Below are 19,521 nucleotides of genomic sequence, written 5' to 3'. Positions count from 1 at the left end.
GATGAAAAAAATAATGTTTACTGGTGGGGGAACCGTGGGACATGTGACCCTTAATCTCCTCTTGATTCCAAAATTTATCGAAGATGGATGGGAAGTCCATTATATTGGGGACAAAAAAGGAATCGAATACCAAGAGATAAAAAAGTCTGGCTTAGACGTGCGCTTCCATTCAATTGCAACGGGGAAATTGCGCCGCTATTTCTCTTTCCAAAATATGATGGATGTGTTCAAGGTGGCTTGGGGAACGCTCCAGTCCATTGCAATCCTGCTTCGTGTGCGTCCACAAGTTCTCTTCTCAAAAGGGGGATTTGTCTCTGTGCCACCAGTGATCGCAGCTAGATTCACGCGTGTCCCTGTCTATATCCATGAGTCCGATCTCTCGATGGGATTGGCCAATAAAATTTCTTATAAATTCGCCACCAAGATGTACACAACTTTTGAGCAAGCACATGGTTTGACAAAGAGTGCGCATATCGGTGCAGTAACCAAGGTTACAGATCATATTCCGACAACTTCTGAAGAATTAGAAGAAAAAACAAAAGGTTTCCGAAAAGACTTGCCGACCCTTCTCTTTGTCGGAGGATCAGCCGGTGCGCGTGTCTTTAATGAATTTGTGACAGAGCACAAAGCAGAGCTCTTGCAGCACTACAATATCATCAATTTGACGGGCGATTTAACATTGAATCAGGCTGAGGGTGGCTTGTATCGAGTGGATTATGTAACCGATCAGTATTTGCCCATGCTCCAGAAGGCTGATTTAGTGGTGACTAGGGGTGGAGCCAATACCTTATTTGAACTCTTAGCCATGAACAAACTCCACCTGATCGTACCGCTAGGAAAAGAAGCCAGCCGTGGCGATCAGATTGAAAATGCCCAATATTTTGTGGATAAAGGTTATGCAGAGCAATTGCAGGAAGATCAATTAACGCTCGAAACCTTTAATGAAACCATTCAAGAAATGTTGAAGCAAAGCCAAGTCTACCACCAAGCAATGGAAAAATCGACAGAACTCCTTTCACTAGACGATTTTTATGGCCTGCTTCAAAAAGATATCAGTAAGGGAAAAGATGACGGACGACAATAAAAAAACGCCAACGGATGACAAAGTTACAGAATTGTCAGCCTGGCAAAAAAGAAACAAAGAATATTTAGAAAAAAAAGCGCTTGAAAAAGCGGAAGAAGCTGAGACAGAGAAAATTGAAAGCGAAGAAGCAAAAGAAGACGAAGACCTTTCAGAAAAAGAAACAGCTTCCGTCTCAGAGGAAGAATCTGAAGAAATAGAAGAGTCTGAAGAGGAAGATGAATCTGAGGCCGAAGAGGATCCAGATGCGGATGGAGAAAGTTCAGAAGGAGAAGAGGATGATCCGGCTGTAAAGGAGCTAAATCCTTCAGAGAAACAAGAGAAAAAGCCTTCATTTTTTAAAGGCTTAAAGACGAAAAAACCAAAGAAGGAACCGACGGTGGCAAAACGCCATATCTATCGTGCCCTTCCGGTTATCGGAATCAGCTTGATTGTCGCCCTTCTCTCAATCTACTTTTTAAGCCCCTTATCCACACAGAAAGTGATTGAATTTTCAGGGAACAAAGCGGTTGATCAGCAACTCTTGTATGAAAAAAGTCGCATCAAAGAGGAAGATTATACTCTGACGACCTTCCTTCATAAATCGGTCTATGAACAAAATATGAAAACGGCTAGTCCATGGATCAAAGAGGTTCACATGCATTATCAATTTCCTGTGACTTTTAAAGTCAATATCGTGGAACACAAAGTGGTTGCCTATTATGTGACCGGAGAAGACCACTATCCAGTATTGGAAAATGGAGAAGTAGTGGAGACAGTAACTCCAGCTTCGGAATTGCCGTCCTCCTATATTAGCTTAAAATTCTCAGATCGAGAATTGGTTAGACAATTTGTCCAAGAAATGAAGTCTATTTCTTCTTCCATTACTGATAAAATTGTTTCGGTTGATCTGACACCGAGTAAGGTCACCAAGGATCTGGTGACCATCACCATGAAAAACGATAATAAAATCTTGGTGCCTGTTTCCCAAATTACCCGCAAGCTTCCTTATTATAAGGCGATCAGTAAGCAATTAGACGATGATTCCACCATTGATATGGAGGCTGGAGTCTTCAGCTATAGTGAACAATCCATCGCAGATGCCAAAGAGCAAGCTGAAAAAGAAAAGGCTGAAAGTACAGAAAAGCAAGAAGAACATTCTGAGGAAGCAAGCCAAGAACAGAATCAAGAACAGAATCCAGAAGGAGAAAATTCTTCTGGGAATGAGTAAAGCCCATAAATTATCTCAAATAATTGAAGAAAAAATGTCCATTTTAGGCTTCTTTGTGATATAATGAAGTTTGGATAGTTCCAACTAAAAGGGCTATAAATAGATGTAAAGTGAAAACAAATAAAGAGAGAGGACTGGTGTAATGGCTAGAGACGGCTTTTTTACAGGTTTAGATATCGGTACTAGTTCAATAAAAGTATTGGTGGCAGAACATGTCAATGGAGAAATGAATGTAATTGGAGTCAGCAATGCAAAAAGTGCTGGCGTCAAAGATGGAATTATAGTAGATATCGAAGCTGCTTCAAATGCAATTAAAAATGCAATCAGCCAAGCTGAAGAAAAAGCAGGGATTTCAATCAATCTAGTCAATGTTGGGTTGCCTGCAAACTTACTACAAATCGAAGCAACTCAAGGAATGATTCCAGTCACAAGTGATTCGAAAGAAATCACAGATGCAGATGTTGAAAATGTTGTCAAATCTGCACTCACAAAAAGTATGACACCGGATCGTGAAGTAATCACCTTCATTCCTGAGGAATTCACAGTTGATGGTTTCCAAGGAATCCGCGATCCACGCGGAATGATGGGGATCCGACTTGAAATGCGTGGCCTTCTTTATACAGGACCTCGTACAATCTTGCACAATTTGCGTAAAACTGTTGAACGTGCAGGCTTACAAGTTGAAAACATCATCATTTCACCGCTTGCGATGATCAAAACAGTCTTGAATGAAGGCGAACGTGAATTCGGAGCAACGGTGATCGATATGGGTGGTGGCCAAACAACGGTGGCATCTGTTCGTAGCCAAGAACTTCAATTTACAAATATCTACCAAGAAGGTGGCGATTATGTTACCAAAGATATTTCTAAAGTATTGAAAACTTCTCAAAAATTGGCAGAAGGCTTGAAGTTCAACTATGGTGAAGCCTATGTGCCATCTGCTGGAAACGAAGTCTTCCATGTAGAAGTCATCGGTGAAGTAGAGCCAGTTGAAGTGACTGAGAAGTACTTGGCTGAAATCATTTCAGCACGTATCAAACACATCTTTGAGCAAATCAAGCAAGACCTTGAGAGAAGACATCTGTTGGATCTTCCTGGTGGAATTGTGATTATCGGTGGAGGAGCGATCCTTCCTGGTGTTGAGGAATTGGCTCAAGAAGTCTTTGGTGTAAATGTGAAATTGTTTGTTCCAAATCAAATTGGAATTCGCAATCCAGCTTTTGCCCATGTAATTAGCTTGTCTGAATATGCAGGCAATTTGACAGATGTGGATATTATTGCTCAAGCTGCGGTTCATGGAGACGAAGTCTTGCGTCAACAACCGATTCAATTTGATCGTCCAGTGCAACCACAAGTACAACCACAACCTGCTGCTCCAGCACAACCGGTAGTACCTGCATACAATGCTGAGAAGATTGAATCTCCAGTGGATGCTCGAGAAATTCCAGCAGCAAGCAATGATAGCAAACAAGAACCAAAAGCTACATTCACAGACCGAATGAAAAATTTGATCGGTAATATGTTTGATTAAGGAGTGTAAGTATTTATGACATTTTCATTTGACACAGCAGCGGCACAAGGTGCAGTAATTAAAGTAATCGGTGTCGGTGGCGGTGGCGGTAACGCCATCAATCGTATGATTGACGAAGGCGTTGCCGGTGTAGAATTCATCGCGGCTAATACAGATGTTCAAGCACTTTCAAGTGCAAAAGCTGAAACAGTTATCCAATTGGGTCCAAAATTGACTCGTGGATTGGGTGCTGGAGGTCAACCTGAAGTTGGTCGTAAGGCAGCTGAAGAAAGCGAAGAAGTGTTAACAGAAGCTTTGCAAGGTGCAGACATGGTCTTCATCACTGCAGGGATGGGTGGAGGATCTGGTACAGGTGCTGCACCAGTCATCGCTCGTATTGCCAAAGCTGTAGGTGCTTTGACAGTAGCCGTTGTGACTCGTCCATTCGGGTTTGAAGGTTCAAAACGTGGCAACTTCGCTATAGAAGGGATCAACGAACTTCGCGAACATGTAGATACATTGTTGATTATTTCTAATAACAACTTGCTTGAAATTGTAGACAAGAAGACACCGCTTCTTGAAGCTTTGAGTGAAGCAGATAACGTTCTTCGTCAAGGTGTTCAAGGGATCACTGACTTGATCACAAGTCCTGGATTGATCAACCTTGACTTTGCAGACGTGAAGACTGTTATGGAAAACAAAGGGAATGCCCTCATGGGTATTGGTGTTGGTAGCGGTGAAGAACGCGTTATCGAAGCGGCTCGTAAAGCCATTTACTCTCCACTTCTTGAAACTACAATTGATGGTGCAGAAGACGTGATCGTCAACGTAACAGGTGGTTTGGATATGACATTGATCGAAGCTGAAGAAGCTTCAGAAATTGTGAACCAAGCTGCAGGTCACGGAGTGAATATCTGGTTGGGTACATCTATTGATGAATCTCTTAAAGATGAAATCCGCGTGACGGTTGTTGCAACTGGTGTCCGTCAAGACAAGGTAGAACGCGTTAGCGGAATTGCTTCCTCACAACGTCCTTATAAAACAGGACCACGTGAACAACGCCCACAAGCTGCACCATTTGACCGTGAATTTGATTTGAAACAAGATGTTGAATTGCCAACAACTCCAAGTCGTCCAGCGGTAGAACCAAACCGTGGCTCAGCCTTTGGTGATTGGGATATTCGTCGTGAGAATATCGCCCGCCAAACTGAACCAACATCAACACATCAAGTTGATCGTTACGTAGATTCATCTTCAGATGATGATGAATTGGAAACACCACCATTCTTCCGGAATCGTTAATCATGAATCTGGTAGAGAATGCTGATCTTGTTCGGCAACAAGTAGAAACAGCAAGAAACAAAGCTAACCGTCAAGATCAAGTTAATGTGATAGCTATCACCAAGTATGTGGATGTTGCTACAACAGAAGCACTGGTGAAAACAGGTATCCAACATATCGGTGAAAATCGTGTCGATAAATTCCTAGAAAAGTATCAAGCTCTAAAAGAGTATGATCTCACTTGGCACTTGATTGGGAGCCTCCAACGGCGGAAAGTAAAAGATGTGATTAATCTCGTCGATTACTTTCATGCCTTGGATTCGGTGAAACTGGCTCAAGAAATTCAAAAGCGAGCAGAACACCCGATCAAGTGTTTCCTCCAAGTGAACATTTCTGGTGAAGAAAGTAAGCATGGATTTGCACCCGATGAACTGGATGATGTTTTAGCGGAAATCGCACAGCTGGACAAAATTGAAATTGTTGGTTTAATGACGATGGCTCCTTTTGAGGCTAGTCAAAAAGAGTTGCAGGATATTTTTTCAAAAACTCACCAACTTCAGAAACAACTAGAAAAGAAACAATTAAAAAATATGCCTTTTTCAGAACTAAGTATGGGTATGAGTCGTGACTTTGAAGTAGCCATTGCGAACGGAGCGACTTATGTTAGAATTGGGACATCATTTTTTAAATAGGAAAGAACTATGTCATTAAAAGATAAATTTAACAACTTTATTGACTACTTCACAGAAGACGGTGAAGAAGTAGAAGTTCGCGAGGCAAAAGCAGCTGGGGCGGAAACTCAACCAGTTCCACAGCCACAGCCGACTCCTCAAGTGACTTCTCCACGTCCACAGATTAGTCAAAGAGAACCAGTAAAACCAAAACCGACTCCTGTCGCACATGTTACGACTCCAGTGTCTACAGCGGCAGTGAAGGAACCTGTTCCAACAACGAAAAATACATCTGAAAATATTACTCGCTTGCATGAACGTCAACGTGAATTGGCTGCTAATCGTGCGAATACAGATGAAAAGATTACCATTGATGTACGCTATCCCCGCAAATACGAGGAAGCGACTGAAATTGTTGATCTATTACTATCTAATGAGAGTATCTTGATTGACTTCCAATATATGACAGAAGTACAAGCACGTCGTTGTTTAGATTATTTGGATGGGGCTCGTTATGTTTTAGCAGGAAATCTTCGTCGTGTTGCAAGTACCATGTACTTGTTGACTCCAATTAATGTAGTCGTTAACATTGAAGATATCCGCCTTCCAAATGATGTGGAAGTGACAGAATTTGACTATGATATGAAACGTAATCGTTAAGATGATTATCTTTCAATACTTATCAAATATCATTCAAATCTATTCCATCATTCTTGTCATCTATGCCTTACTATCTTGGTTCCCTGGGGCACCTCAGAGTACTCTTGGACAAATGGTTCACCGCCTAGTTGAACCATTTTTGAGCCTTTTTAGAAAGTTACCATTGCAGTTTGGGGGCTTGGATTTTACAGTTCTAGTAGCACTTTTGGTCTTGAACTTGATGAATCAGTTATTAGCCCGCTTGTTCCTATTTTTGATTGGATAGAATATGATGGGACAGACAGAGATTTATCAACATTTCAATCGCGAAGATCACGAATTCATTGATCGCTGTATTGAATTGTCTGAAAGAGTGGTGGAACGCTATTCTGTTGAGGTGACGGGTTTTTTAAACCCTCATCAGGTCACTATTTTACGAAATGTTGCGGCAAGCTACCAATTACAGGTCTTTGCTTCCAGTGATGAGCAGAAAATGGAGTATGCCAAGGTTATTGTTGCTCCGGATTATTACCAATTGGATCCAAGTGACTTTGATCTGGCCCTATTGGAAATGGTCTATGCTTCAAAATTTCATCACTTGACCCATTCCCAGGTACTGGGGACCATTGTTCACCAATTGGGTGTGGAGCGCAAGTCCTTTGGAGATATTCTGACGAGTGATGGAAAGATCCAAGTATTTGTTGAACAGCGTTTTGTTCCCTATTTCATGGATCACATCCAGAAAATTTCTCGGGTACCTGTTAAGCTGAGGGAAGTTCCTCTATCTGAACAAATGATCATAGAGGAAGAAAGCCAGCAGCGAGATATTCTCGTGTCGAGTTATCGGTTAGACAAGGTGATTGCTGGGACCTTCAAGCTTTCGCGCTCACAAGCTAGTCAGTTGATTAGTTCTGGTCTAGTGAAAGTTAACTATGCGACTACTTCCAATGTTAGCTATGCTGTAGGTCTGAATGATTTAGTTAGTGTCCGACGCTTTGGGCGTCTTAAAATTGTTTCTGAAAATGGTATTTCAAAGAGTGGAAAATATAAAGTAACTGTTGAAGTACTCTTAAGTAAAAAATGAGGAGGAGTTATGGCTCTTACTGCTTTAGAAATTAAAGATAAAACTTTTGGCGTTAAATTTAGAGGGTATGATGCGAACGAAGTAGAAGAATTTCTAGATATCGTTGTTCGCGATTATGAAGATCTTGTTCGTTTAAATCATGATCAAGAAGCAAAAATTCAAGCTCTTGAAGAACGCTTAAACTATTTTGATGAAATGAAAGATTCATTGAGTCAATCTGTTTTGATTGCACAAGATACTGCGGAACGTGTGAAACAAGCCGCTAACGAACGTTCTGAAAATATTGTTCGTCAAGCTGAACAAGATGCACAACACTTAGTAGATGAAGCAAAACAAAAAGCAAATGAAATCCTTCGTCATGCAACGGATAATGCCAAGAAGGTTGCCGTTGAAACAGAGGAATTGAAGAACAAGACACGCGTCTTCCATCAACGTTTGAAATCAACAATCGAAAGCCAATTGAGCATTATCGATACACCTGAATGGGATGAAATTCTTCGTCCAACAGCTATGTACATTCAAACAAGTGATGAAGCTTTCCGTGAAATTGTGGAGAAAGCTTTGGGTGAATCAGTTCACCATCATCATGCAGAAGATGATAACATTGATTTGACTCGTCAATTCTCTCCAGCTGAAATCGAAGAATTGCAAAAACGCATCGAAGCTGCTAATTTAGAATTGGGTGCAACACAAGCGTTTGAAGGTTTGAATGAAAAAGTTCAATCCGCTTTAGAAGAAGCAGAGCACGCTCGTCATGAAAATGAAGAAGTTGTTGCGGTTGAAGAAACTGTTCAACCTGAAGATGATGTAAGACGTGAATCTGTCAATATTTTATAATTTTGTAAAAACAGGTCCATTAATGATAGGTCTAGCGAGCAGATGATGGTGGAAGATCTGCACTCCCTCTTAATGGATGATCCTTTTACAGTATTCGTTCTGAACCTTTGAGTAAGAACGGACGTTTCCCTCGTTACGGGATGAGAGGAGAAGGTCGCTTGCGACTTCTCGAACAAAGGTGGTACCACGAGCAATCGTCCTTTTTAGGATGCTCGTGTTTTTTTATAGCTTTTAAATCAATAAGGAGACACAATGAAACTTAAAGAAACATTGAATCTTGGGAAAACAGCCTTTCCAATGCGGGCTGGTCTTCCAACGAAAGAGCCCGTTTGGCAAAAGGAATGGGAAGATGCAAAACTCTATCAACGCCGTCAAGTGTTGAATGAAGGGAAACCGCATTTTACCCTTCATGATGGCCCTCCCTATGCCAACGGAAACATTCACGTAGGACATGCTATGAACAAGATTTCAAAAGATATCATTGTTCGTTCTAAGTCTATGTCAGGTTTTTATGCACCGTACATCCCAGGTTGGGATACCCATGGTTTGCCAATTGAGCAAGTCTTGGCTAAACAAGGTGTGAAACGTAAAGAAATGGACTTGGTTGAGTATCTGAAACTCTGCCGTGAATACGCTCTTTCTCAAGTAGATAAACAACGCGAAGACTTTAAACGCTTGGGTGTTTCAGGTGATTGGGATCATCCTTATGTAACCTTGACGCCTGACTATGAAGCAGCGCAAATCCGCGTCTTTGGTGAGATGGCTAACAAGGGCTATATCTACCGTGGAGCTAAGCCAGTTTACTGGTCTTGGTCTTCTGAATCAGCCCTTGCTGAAGCGGAAATTGAATACCATGATTTGGTTTCTACTTCCCTTTACTATGCCAACAAGGTTAAAGATGGTAAGGGTGTCCTAGATACAGACACTTACATCGTTGTCTGGACAACAACTCCATTTACTATCACTGCTTCTCGTGGTTTGACTGTTGGTGCAGATATTGATTATGTATTGGTGCAACCAGCCGGTGAAACTCGTAAATTTGTTGTCGCTTCAGAATTGTTGAACAGCTTATCTGAGAAATTCGGTTGGGCTGATGTTCAAGTTTTGGCGACTTATCGCGGTTCAGAATTGAACCAAATCGTGACAGAGCACCCATGGGACACTGCTGTAGATGAGCTCGTTATTCTTGGTGACCACGTTACAACAGATTCTGGTACAGGTATCGTCCATACAGCCCCTGGTTTTGGTGAGGACGACTACAATGTCGGTGTTGCCAATGGTTTGGAAGTCTTTGTTACGGTTAACGAACGCGGTATTATGATGGAGAATGCTGGTCCTGATTTTGCAGGTCAGTTCTACGACAAGGTTGTACCAACTGTTATTGAGAAACTTGGAGATTTGCTTCTTGCTCAAGAAGAAATCTCTCACTCCTACCCATTTGACTGGCGGACGAAAAAACCAATCATCTGGCGTGCAGTTCCACAGTGGTTCGCTTCTGTATCAAAATTCCGTCAAGATATCTTGGACGAAATTGAAAAAGTGAAATTCCACTCAGAATGGGGGAAAGTGCGTCTTTATAACATGATTCGTGACCGTGGTGACTGGGTCATCTCTCGTCAACGTGCCTGGGGTGTGCCCCTTCCAATCTTCTATGCAGAAGACGGAACACCAATCATGACAGCTGAAACCATCGAACATGTAGCTCAACTCTTTGAAGAGCATGGTTCGATCATTTGGTGGCAGCGTGAAACGAAAGACCTCTTGCCAGAAGGATTTACGCATCCAGGTTCACCGAATGGCGAATTTACAAAAGAAACAGATATCATGGACGTCTGGTTTGACTCAGGTTCATCATGGAATGGGGTTGTGGTTAATCGTCCAGAACTCAAATACCCAGCTGATCTTTACCTTGAAGGTTCAGACCAATACCGTGGTTGGTTCAACTCATCTCTTATCACATCTGTGGCGAACCATGGTGTTGCACCATACAAACAAATCTTATCTCAAGGTTTCGCTTTGGATGGTAAAGGTGAGAAGATGTCTAAATCTCTTGGAAATACCATTGCTCCAAGTGATGTTGAAAAGCAATTTGGTGCTGAAATCTTGCGTCTCTGGGTAACCAGTGTAGACTCAAGTAATGACGTGCGTATCTCAATGGATATCTTGAGTCAAGTTTCTGAGACTTACCGTAAGATCCGGAATACTCTTCGTTTCTTGATCGCGAACACTTCTGACTTTAACCCGGCTGAGGATACAGTTGCTTACGACGAGCTTCGTTCAGTTGACAAGTACATGACGATTCGCTTTAACCAGCTTGTCAAGACTATCCGTGATGCTTATGAAAACTTTGAGTTCTTGACGATCTACAAGGCGCTAGTTAACTTTATCAACGTTGATTTGTCTGCCTTCTACTTGGATTTTGCCAAGGATGTTGTATACATCGAAGGAGCTAAATCACTTGAACGCCGTCAAATGCAAACGGTCTTCTATGATATTTTGGTGAAAATCACGAAACTCTTGACGCCAATTCTTCCTCACACTGCTGAAGAAATCTGGTCCTATCTTGAGTTTGAAGCGGAAGACTTCGTTCAATTGTCAGAATTGCCAGAAGCAGAAACGTTTGCCAACCAAGAAGAAATCTTGGATACTTGGTCAGCCTTCATGGACTTCCGTGGTCAAGCGCAAAAAGCCTTGGAAGAAGCGCGGAATGAAAAAGTGATTGGTAAATCACTTGAAGCTCATTTGACAGTTTATCCAAATGAAGTTGTGAAAACCCTTCTTGGAGCTGTAGATAGCAATGTTGCCCAACTCTTGATTGTTTCTGAATTAACTATCGCAGAAGGCCCAGCTCCAGAAGGTGCAGTTACCTTTGAAGATGTAGCCTTCACAGTTGAACGTGCAACTGGTGAAGTTTGTGACCGTTGCCGTCGCATCGATCCAACAACGGCTGAACGTCACTACCACGCAACCATCTGTGATCACTGTGCAAGCATCGTCGAAGAGAACTTTGCGGACGCAGTCGCAGAAGGATTTGAAGCTAAATAAGAGCCATTATTAGAAGTTCCATAAAGGAACTTCTTTTTTAATGGCTAGAATGGTGTAGAGATTCATCCATTAAGGAAATAAAAAAAGTAAGGCAAATTGGCCTTACTTTGTAATTGGAAAGGAAATTTCAATTAGTTTATCGGAGTAGAGGGTTTTAATAGTGGATTGGTCAATGATTTGAAGATCAATCTTACGTTTTAAAAAGAACTCACGAATTTTTTCTACTTCAGTTTCACGAATAGCTCGGTGTTTGTTACTGATCAATAATTCATAGTGTGTTGGGGCCTGTGTAAAAACAACATCGGTATTGCCCGCAGAATAAACCTCGACAAGCAAGGCGTCAGTGCTGGCAAGTTGGCTTTTGACCAGTGCAGCATGACTATTTGTGGTATTAATGAGCTTCATATGAGTTCCTCCTAACCTCTATCTTCATTTATTATAGCGCTTTTTTATTTTTTGTGAAAGAATTCCTTTATTTTTTGTGGGTATTTTTCCACTGTTCAATGCCCCATTTGTGACTGCCACGTTTAAGTTTTTCAATAGCTTCATCTACAGGAAACCAAGCAAGATTGTTAAAATCTTCCAGTGGTTTTTGAGCCTCTGTATAGTATACCACTTCATAAATATAGGCAGGATTGTAGTAGTAGGTGTCGCGATGACTGGAATAGAAATACTCATCTGCTTGGCCATAGTATTGCCCTAAAACAGCGGTAAAGCCTAATTCTTCGATCAGTTCCCGTTTCAGAGCTTGCAAGTGATCTTCACCTGCCTCGATTTCCCCGCCAGGTAAGAACCAAGCCCCATTTGGAGCTTGAACGAGGATGATCTGATCCTTGTCCTTATTGGGAATAACAGCGTAGACACCATAGCGATTGACGTAGGTAACGTCTTGTTTCTTATCACCAAAACTAGGAATGGTCATGCTTTTCTCTTTTCTTATTTTTTCATCATTATAACATATTTTTTAGCAAAAATCTGGAGGGAAAAAAGAAAGAGAGTGGGAAAAAAGTCCTAGCCTCTTAATTGTTTTTGGATTGTCGATCAAGACGCAGTGGTTGAGTGGGCTCTACTACGCTGATTTCATCAGTTTTTACAGCCCTACTCAACTGTGCGGAGGTGGGACGACGAAATCGAATTCTAACGAATTACCGATTTCTGTCCCACTCTCTGAATGTACATTTACTGATTATGATTCTGACTTCTTTTCGGCCGTCTTGTGAACAGCTTTGATGCTAATATTCCCATTGCTGGTCATGACGGCTTTGAGTTGTTTTTCACTTGGATGTTCCAGGTAATAATCGGTAATGGCATCTTCGATATGGTCTTGGATGGTACGACGGAGTGGGCGGGCCCCCATTTTTGGATCGTATCCCAGATCGACCAATTTTTCTTTGACCTTCTCTGTCACATCCAGATGAATCTCATTTTGTGCGAGACGTTGATTGACTTCATCGAGCATGAGGGTAACGATTTGAAGAAGGTTTTCTTTTGATAGAGGTTGGAATTCAATGATGCCATCAAAACGGTTCATGAATTCAGGGCTAAAGAAGTTACCGAGTTCTCCAAGTACAGAGTTGGTTCGACCTTCGCGAGCAGCTCCAAAACCAACATTGGCCTCAGCTTTGCCGGTTCCAGCATTAGAGGTCATGATGATAATGGTATCTTTAAAGCTGACGGTCCGGCCTTGACCATCTGTCAAACGGCCATCATCCAAGACTTGCAAAAACATGTGCATGACGTCTGGATGGGCTTTTTCCACTTCATCCAACAACACGAGGGAGTAAGGATTGCGACGGACTTTTTCAGTTAGTTGTCCAGCTTCATCGTAGCCCACATAGCCCGGAGGAGCTCCGACTAGTTTCGCTACGCTATGTTTTTCCATGTATTCACTCATATCAAAGCGGATCATATTATCTGCAGAGCCAAAGAGCTCGATCGCCAATTGTTTAGACAGTTCGGTCTTCCCGACACCGGTTGGTCCGACAAAGAGGAAGCTTCCGATCGGACGGTTAGGCGATCCTAGGCCGACACGATTGCGTCGAATGGCTTTTGCAATTTTATCTACTGCATCATCTTGACCGATCACATGAGCTTTCAAATCAGAAGCCAGATTGATTAATTGAGACTGTTCTTTTTCTTTCAAATCGCCAACAGGAATATTAGTCTTTTGTTCAACGATGTGTTCAATAGTTTTTTCGCTGATGACAGGGGTTTCCTGATCGGTGACATGTTGACCTTGCATTTCCTTGTATTTCGCGATTTGGTCACGGAAGTAGGCTGCTTTTTCAAAGTCTTCTTCGCGGGTTGCTTGAGCTTTGAGGTTTTCAGCTTCAATCAAGCGCTGATCAATCACTTTTGGATCCACAAAGTTCAGAGTCAGGTTCATCTTAGACCCCGCTTCATCCAACAAATCAATGGCCTTGTCTGGCAGGAAGCGATCTTGGATGTAGCGGTTTGAAAGAATAGCTGCTGCTTCGATAGCTCCGTCTGTATAGTGGACGTGGTGGTAGTCTTCGTATTTTTTCTGGATACCCTTGAGGATGGTGATGGTTTCTTCAACCGTTGGCTCATCGACTTTAACAGGCTGCATCCTACGTTCCAAGGCCGCATCTTTTTCAATGATACGGTATTCATTGAGGGTAGTAGCACCGACTAATTGGAGTTCTCCACGCGCCAAGGCTGGTTTGAGGATATTTCCAGCGTCCATATTGCCCTCACCAGCTGATCCTGCGCCAACAATTTCATGGATTTCGTCGATGAACAAAATCACATCTTCGCGTTGACGAATTTCATCCATTAATTTTTGCATGCGTTCTTCGAATTGACCACGGATGCCTGTGCCCTGAACGAGGCTGACGACGTCTAGGCGGATGACTTCTTTTCCTTGCAATTTATGTGGAACGTCGCCATCGACGATTTTTTGAGCCAGGCCTTCCACAACAGCAGTCTTTCCGACCCCAGGTTCTCCAATCAGAACCGGATTGTTCTTGGTTCGACGGTTGAGAATTTCGATGACACGGATAATCTCCTCGTCACGGCCAATGACAGGGTCAATATCCCCTTTGCGGGCAATTTCTGTGACATTGATGCCGAACTCTTCTAACAGTCCTTTTGGCTTTTGAGGGCGTGCTTGACGAGGGTCTTGACCACCACCACGGTTATTGTTTTGGCCGTAGCCGCCACCTCCATAACTGCCTCCAGATTGAGTTGGAGGAGTTTGAGGTTCTTGCGGACTTTGGAAGTTTCCAAGGTTATTGAAGAAATCTTCAAAAGGATCTCCAGTCAGTTGGCTCCGTTGGGTCATGCCTTTCAAGAAGCTGTTATTTGGGTCTGTTTTCATAATTTTATAGCAATTTTGACAGAGGTCTACTTGCTGCTGACGTCCATTTACATTTGTATATAAATGGATGGTTGATTCATTTATTTTACAATTTTGACAAAGCATATACATACCTCACAGTAGGTTTTTGATGGTTTTCCATCAAGAGACGAGCCTATTTTTAAAAGGTCAAAAATAGTCAAAGTTTTATAGTTTCATTATATCAGTATTCTAGAAGTTTGCAAGAATTTGCTACGGAATGTCGCTCAGGAGTGAAGAAGAGAGTAAATCAATGGAAAAATGTGAATTTTTATTGGAAGAGCTTTCTCTTTTATGATAAAATAGGAGAGTAGAAAGTAAAGAGGAGAAATAAAATGGAATCACATTTAGTACGGATTATCAACCGTTTGGAGACGATGACAAAAGACGGTGGAAACTTAAAACGTAATTTTGAACGTAACGGTGTTGTTGTCGCTGAAGTAGCCTACAACCACAATGAAGAAGAAGGTTCAACCTTTACACTTCGTGATGTCAAAGCGCGTGAAACCTATACATTTGATAGCATTGATTTAATTGCAATGGAAATTTATGAATTACTTTACTAAGTAGCTGAGTGGATGAGTTTGGGGTGGTCTCAAGCTCATTTTTTGTCCATCTGGTTATAGTTTTCGTCTATAGGAAATTCTAAATAGGAACAGTTAGGTTTGAGAGTTGAAATCTGCTATAATAGAGAGGACTATTTTCATTACTTGACTAGAAAGAGAATTGATATGACGACACTCATTGATGGGAAGGCGCTCGCTACAAAATTACAGGGTGAGATTGCGAATAAAACAGCACGATTAAAAGAAGAGACAGGAGTTGTGCCTGGACTCGTTGTGATTTTAGTAGGAGAGAATCCAGCTAGTCAGGTTTATGTCCGTAATAAAGAACGTTCTGCTATTGCGGCAGGCTTTCGGAGTGAAGTGAGACGACTTCCTGAAAGCATCAGCCAAGCTGAATTATTAGAAGTGATCGAACACTACAATCAAGATCCCCTTTGGCATGGGATTTTGGTGCAGTTGCCACTGCCTAAGCATATCGATGCGGATGCAGTCCTTTTAGCCATTGATCCGACAAAAGATGTGGATGGCTTTCATCCATTGAATATGGGACGCTTGTGGGCTGGAAATCCTCTCATGGTGCCTTCAACTCCCGCTGGGATCATGGAGATGTTCAAAGAGTACGGGATTGATCTAGAAGGGAAGCGAGCAGTCGTGATTGGTCGTTCCAATATCGTTGGAAAACCAATGGCACAGTTGCTCCTCGCCAAAAATGCGACGGTAACCTTGACCCATTCTCGGACCCATCATCTGCCTAAAATTGCTAGAAGAGCAGATATCTTGGTTGTTGCGATCGGTCGTGCGAAATTTGTAACAGCAAACTTCGTGAAAGAAGGTGCCGTCGTCATTGACGTTGGAATGAATCGCGATGAGAATGGCAAATTGTGTGGGGATGTCGATTTTGAATCCGTTGCCCCTTTGGCCAGTCATATTACTCCGGTACCAGGAGGGGTTGGTCCTATGACCGTCACCATGCTGATGGAGCAGACCTACGAAGCAGCTGTTCTTGCCTTAAAAAAATGAAAGTGTGAACAAGATGAAGTTTGTATTTGATTTAGATGGAACCCTGTCATTCGATGGTGTCACTATCGATGATGAAATCAAACAGGTCTTATTGAGAGCAGAAGAATTTGGCCATGAAGTTGCCTTTGCTTCTGCACGTTCTTACCGGGACTGCTTGGGCCTTTTAGGGGACCCATTGAGTCAGCAACTCGTGATTGGCTTAAATGGTGGATTGGCCTATCGTCAGGGGCAATTGGTATATGAGGAACAATTGGACAAGGATGTGTATCGTGAAGTCCTTGGCTTTTGCCGCCATTACAATCTACCATTTTTTGTGGATGATACCTTTGATTATAGCGGACAGATTTTGGAAAAGATTCCTTTTGTTGCTAATGTAGACCCTCTCAAGAAAGCCCAGTATCGTTCGTTAGAGGAGCTGACAGATCCGATTAAGGTCGTGATCTATATGGGTGGCCATGAGGAGCTCGTGGATGAGATTATCGGGCGGATCGAAAAGACAGATAAGGCCCATATCCGCTATCATGCGCATGAAAAATGCATCTATCTCAATCCAGCAGACACGCATAAAGCGACAACGGTAGAAGAACTCTGTGGAGAGAATTTCGTGGCTTTTGGCAATGATCAAAATGATATCGAGCTCTTTGAAAAAGCTCTTTATGCAGTTCAGATTGGTGATTTTCCAGCCCTTCAGCCTTATGCGGATGATCAATTAGTGGCCAAACAAAATCAGCCACAAGCTGTGGCTGCTAAGATCTTGCAAGTCTTCGCAGAATTTAGAGGAAAATAAAAGAAGGAGGGGGAGTCGTGGCTTCTCCTTTTTCGCTAGAAATGAGGAAGGTATGAAAACAATTCAAAAAGATGAGATTCAGCGTGTCATTGTGAAGCGAGAGGCAAGATCTTATAAGGGCGATTTTGGTCGCCTGCTCTTGGTTGGCGGGACTTACCCCTATGGGGGAGCTATTATTATGGCGGCGTTTGCTGCGGTTCATAGTGGTGCGGGGTTGGTCACTATCGCAACAGATCCTGATAATCTGACAGCCCTTCATAGCCATCTTCCTGAAGCTATGGGCTTTGATCTAGCCGATCACCAACTCCTTTGTGAGCAAATTCAAAAAGCCGGTGTGATTCTTGTCGGTCCAGGCTTAAAGGAAGCAAGAGAAAACCATGCAATCTTGAATATGATTTTTGAACAAGTCTCTAGCCAGCAGGTCTTGATCTTAGATGGAGGAGCTATTAGTCTTTTTGCAGCCTCTCAGTTTGACCTGCCAGAGGCTCAGTTGGTCTTTACCCCTCATCAAAAAGAATGGGAAAAACTGTCAGGGATTGATCTAGCAAGCCAGACTGAAGATAGAAGCCGAGAAGCGGTTCAAAGTTTTCCTAAAGGAACTGTCATTGTAGAAAAAGGGCCTCACACCCGCATTTGGACAAGTGGGCAAGAAGAGGGCTATCAGCTAGATGTTGGAGGCCCCTATCAAGCAACAGGTGGGATGGGGGATACCTTGGCAGGGATGATCGCAGGGTTTGCGGGTCAATTTCCACAGGTCAGTCTCTATGAGCGCGTGGTGGTTGCGACCTATCTCCATTCAGCCATTGCAGAAGACTTGAGCAAGGAGGCTTATGTGGTTCTACCGACGACCATCAGCCAAGAAATCCCCAAATGGATGAAGAAGTGGAGTGACAAAGATCAGGTTATCAGCATTGAAAATAGAAAATAGGTGAAAAAGATGAAGGAAAGCATTCGAAAAGTAAATCAGTATATCGATGAAAACAGGGAGAAGGTTGACCAGCAATATAGAGGAGCATTTCATTTGCTACCTCCAATCGGCTGGATGAACGATCCAAATGGTTTTGTTTACTTCCGTGGGGAATATCATTTGTTTTACCAATTCTATCCCTATGATAGTGTTTGGGGTCCCATGCATTGGGGGCATGCCAAATCAAAAGATCTTCTCCATTGGGAAGAATTGCCAGTAGCTTTAGCACCAAGTGAAAGCTATGATAAGGATGGCTGCTTCTCGGGTAGTGCTATTGTGAAAGATGACAAGCTCTATTTGCTGTATACGGGTCATGTAGACGATGAGGAAAAGCGCGAGGAGACTCAGTGTCTTGCGGTTTCGACAGATGGCATTACCTTTGAAAAGTTGCCTACTAATCCAGTGATCCATGCTCAACATATTGAGGGGATCGCAGATATTGCAGATTTTCGTGATCCTAAAGTATTTGAATATCAAGGAAGCTATTACGCTGTCGTTGCTTCTAAGACGCCAGATGACAGAGGTCAAATTCTTCTATTTGCATCAAGTAATCTAATAGATTGGACCTTTACATCACTCCTTCTAGAAGGTGAAAAAGGGCAAGGGATTATGTGGGAGTGTCCCGATTTCTTCCCTTTAGATGGCAAATGGGTCTTGATCCTGTCTCCCATTGAAATGGAAAGGCAGCAAGAAAAATACTGGAACATAAATTCGACGGTTGCCTTTATCGGTGACATGAATTGGGAAACAGGGCACTTTCATGTCGATTCCTATGATGAAATGGATGGCGGTTTGGATTTCTATGCCCCTCAAACTTGTCAAGGACCAAATGGTGAACGATACCTGGTTGCCTGGATGCAAATGTGGCACCGGTCTATCCCCAGTCATGATTTAGCTCATGGGTGGGCAGGTAGTATGACTCTTCCAAGAAAATTGTCTCTGAAAGACGGACGATTGGTTCAGGAGTTACCTGAGTCAGTGAACGAACACTTTTTTGTAGAGCATGCCTCTGAAACCATTGTTAAAGGTAATCAGATCACGATTCCGGCTAGAGGGAAACAAACCTTGTTTGAGCTAGATGCCAAACCGGGTCGCTCGTTTATCCTTGGATATGGCGATGAAACCGATCCTGATAGTGTCTTGCAATTGGTTTACGACGCCTCTCAAAAACGCTTTAGCTTAAGTCGAGACCAATTTGGGCACCCCATTTCTGGAAAAGAAAATCCAGTATTTCAATCGAGATGGATTCAGTTAAATGCTGAAAAGGATCATCATTTTTCGATCATTCGCGATACCAACTCCATCGAAGTATTCGTGGATGGCAAAACTCTCTCGATGACCTTTTATGAAACGACTAAGAATCCCGTCTATACTCTCACGGCAGATGAAGGGGTCAATTGGGTCGTGAAAACCTATCAAAAATAGGAAATCAATAGCCTCCTAAAGAAGAAAATTTGGGAATTGG

The 19,521-nt window shown here is 42.5% G+C and carries 18 protein-coding genes; 15 read left to right on the top strand and 3 right to left on the bottom strand.

What is annotated here, in order from left to right; translation table 11 throughout:
- The first annotated feature begins 1 nt into the window (after window position 1).
- The 10 genes from O3605_RS08940 to ileS all read left to right on the top strand — a co-directional run bounded on the left by O3605_RS08940 (window position 2) and on the right by ileS (window position 11,358).
- Window positions 2-1,084, top strand: a complete 1,083-nt coding sequence (locus O3605_RS08940; protein ID WP_049498356.1) for a UDP-N-acetylglucosamine--N-acetylmuramyl-(pentapeptide) pyrophosphoryl-undecaprenol N-acetylglucosamine transferase — start codon at window positions 2-4, stop codon at window positions 1,082-1,084.
- Entirely contained in the window at window positions 1,068-2,291 is a 1,224-nt protein-coding gene (locus tag O3605_RS08935; protein WP_070505286.1) for a cell division protein FtsQ/DivIB, read from the top strand. Before O3605_RS08940 ends, O3605_RS08935 begins: the two co-directional genes overlap by 17 nt.
- A 142-nt stretch (window positions 2,292-2,433) precedes the next feature.
- Window positions 2,434-3,822 (top strand): cell division protein FtsA, encoded by a 1,389-nt coding sequence (gene ftsA, locus O3605_RS08930; RefSeq protein ID WP_049498360.1) that lies wholly within the window; start codon window positions 2,434-2,436, stop codon window positions 3,820-3,822.
- A gap of 15 nt (window positions 3,823-3,837) precedes the next feature.
- Complete coding sequence (ftsZ, locus tag O3605_RS08925) at window positions 3,838-5,103, top strand: cell division protein FtsZ (protein WP_049498361.1); 1,266 nt, start codon at window positions 3,838-3,840, stop codon at window positions 5,101-5,103.
- A gap of 2 nt (window positions 5,104-5,105) precedes the next feature.
- Window positions 5,106-5,774 carry a YggS family pyridoxal phosphate-dependent enzyme gene (locus O3605_RS08920; RefSeq protein WP_049498363.1) on the top strand — a complete coding sequence of 223 codons (669 nt, stop codon included), beginning with the start codon at window positions 5,106-5,108 and terminating at the stop codon, window positions 5,772-5,774.
- A 9-nt stretch (window positions 5,775-5,783) separates the two neighbouring features.
- Window positions 5,784-6,413: a cell division protein SepF gene (locus tag O3605_RS08915; RefSeq protein WP_049498364.1), complete on the top strand. Its 630-nt coding sequence runs from the start codon at window positions 5,784-5,786 to the stop codon at window positions 6,411-6,413.
- Between the two features lies 1 nt (window position 6,414).
- Complete coding sequence (locus O3605_RS08910) at window positions 6,415-6,678, top strand: YggT family protein (protein ID WP_070505285.1); 264 nt, start codon at window positions 6,415-6,417, stop codon at window positions 6,676-6,678.
- 6 nt (window positions 6,679-6,684) lie between these two features.
- Window positions 6,685-7,476, top strand: a complete 792-nt coding sequence (locus tag O3605_RS08905) for a YlmH family RNA-binding protein (protein ID WP_080979003.1) — start codon at window positions 6,685-6,687, stop codon at window positions 7,474-7,476.
- A 9-nt stretch (window positions 7,477-7,485) separates the two neighbouring features.
- On the top strand, window positions 7,486-8,313 hold the full coding sequence (locus O3605_RS08900; protein ID WP_049498368.1) for a DivIVA domain-containing protein: 828 nt from the start codon (window positions 7,486-7,488) through the stop codon (window positions 8,311-8,313).
- Window positions 8,314-8,565: 252 nt separating this feature from the next.
- Window positions 8,566-11,358 (top strand): isoleucine--tRNA ligase, encoded by a 2,793-nt coding sequence (gene ileS, locus O3605_RS08895; RefSeq protein ID WP_350007752.1) that lies wholly within the window; start codon window positions 8,566-8,568, stop codon window positions 11,356-11,358.
- A 102-nt stretch (window positions 11,359-11,460) separates the two neighbouring features.
- Here ileS and O3605_RS08890 read toward each other — a convergent pair whose 3' ends face one another.
- The 3 genes from O3605_RS08890 to O3605_RS08880 all read right to left on the bottom strand — a co-directional run bounded on the left by O3605_RS08890 (window position 11,461) and on the right by O3605_RS08880 (window position 14,803).
- Window positions 11,461-11,763: a DUF1827 family protein gene (locus tag O3605_RS08890; RefSeq protein ID WP_049498372.1), complete on the bottom strand. Its 303-nt coding sequence runs from the start codon at window positions 11,761-11,763 to the stop codon at window positions 11,461-11,463.
- 67 nt (window positions 11,764-11,830) lie between these two features.
- Window positions 11,831-12,280 (bottom strand): NUDIX hydrolase, encoded by a 450-nt coding sequence (locus O3605_RS08885; protein ID WP_155198941.1) that lies wholly within the window; start codon window positions 12,278-12,280, stop codon window positions 11,831-11,833.
- Between the two features lie 264 nt (window positions 12,281-12,544).
- Window positions 12,545-14,803 (bottom strand): ATP-dependent Clp protease ATP-binding subunit, encoded by a 2,259-nt coding sequence (locus tag O3605_RS08880; RefSeq protein WP_151191023.1) that lies wholly within the window; start codon window positions 14,801-14,803, stop codon window positions 12,545-12,547.
- A 248-nt stretch (window positions 14,804-15,051) separates the two neighbouring features.
- Between O3605_RS08880 and O3605_RS08875 the strand changes: the two genes are divergently transcribed.
- From O3605_RS08875 to O3605_RS08855, 5 genes are all read left to right on the top strand, one after another.
- The gene (locus O3605_RS08875) at window positions 15,052-15,282 is read left to right on the top strand and encodes a DUF1797 family protein (protein WP_049497037.1); all 231 of its coding nucleotides are present in this window, start codon (window positions 15,052-15,054) and stop codon (window positions 15,280-15,282) included.
- A 165-nt stretch (window positions 15,283-15,447) separates the two neighbouring features.
- Window positions 15,448-16,302: a bifunctional methylenetetrahydrofolate dehydrogenase/methenyltetrahydrofolate cyclohydrolase gene (locus tag O3605_RS08870; protein WP_173018720.1), complete on the top strand. Its 855-nt coding sequence runs from the start codon at window positions 15,448-15,450 to the stop codon at window positions 16,300-16,302.
- Between the two features lie 13 nt (window positions 16,303-16,315).
- Window positions 16,316-17,089, top strand: coding sequence for an HAD-IIB family hydrolase (locus tag O3605_RS08865; protein ID WP_371585948.1), 774 nt, complete (start codon window positions 16,316-16,318; stop codon window positions 17,087-17,089).
- Window positions 17,090-17,141: 52 nt separating this feature from the next.
- Window positions 17,142-18,017 (top strand): NAD(P)H-hydrate dehydratase, encoded by an 876-nt coding sequence (locus O3605_RS08860; RefSeq protein WP_049497044.1) that lies wholly within the window; start codon window positions 17,142-17,144, stop codon window positions 18,015-18,017.
- A gap of 9 nt (window positions 18,018-18,026) precedes the next feature.
- Window positions 18,027-19,481 (top strand): glycoside hydrolase family 32 protein, encoded by a 1,455-nt coding sequence (locus O3605_RS08855; RefSeq protein ID WP_155198944.1) that lies wholly within the window; start codon window positions 18,027-18,029, stop codon window positions 19,479-19,481.
- Window positions 19,482-19,521 lie beyond the last annotated feature (40 nt).

Origin of the sequence: Streptococcus sp. 27098_8_99 (assembly GCF_041431935.1) — a bacterium.
Taxonomy (GTDB): Bacteria; Bacillota; Bacilli; order Lactobacillales; family Streptococcaceae; genus Streptococcus; species Streptococcus parasanguinis_D.
The sequence above is the reverse complement of the archived record's forward strand: the minus strand, read 5'-3'. Positions and strand labels throughout refer to the sequence as shown.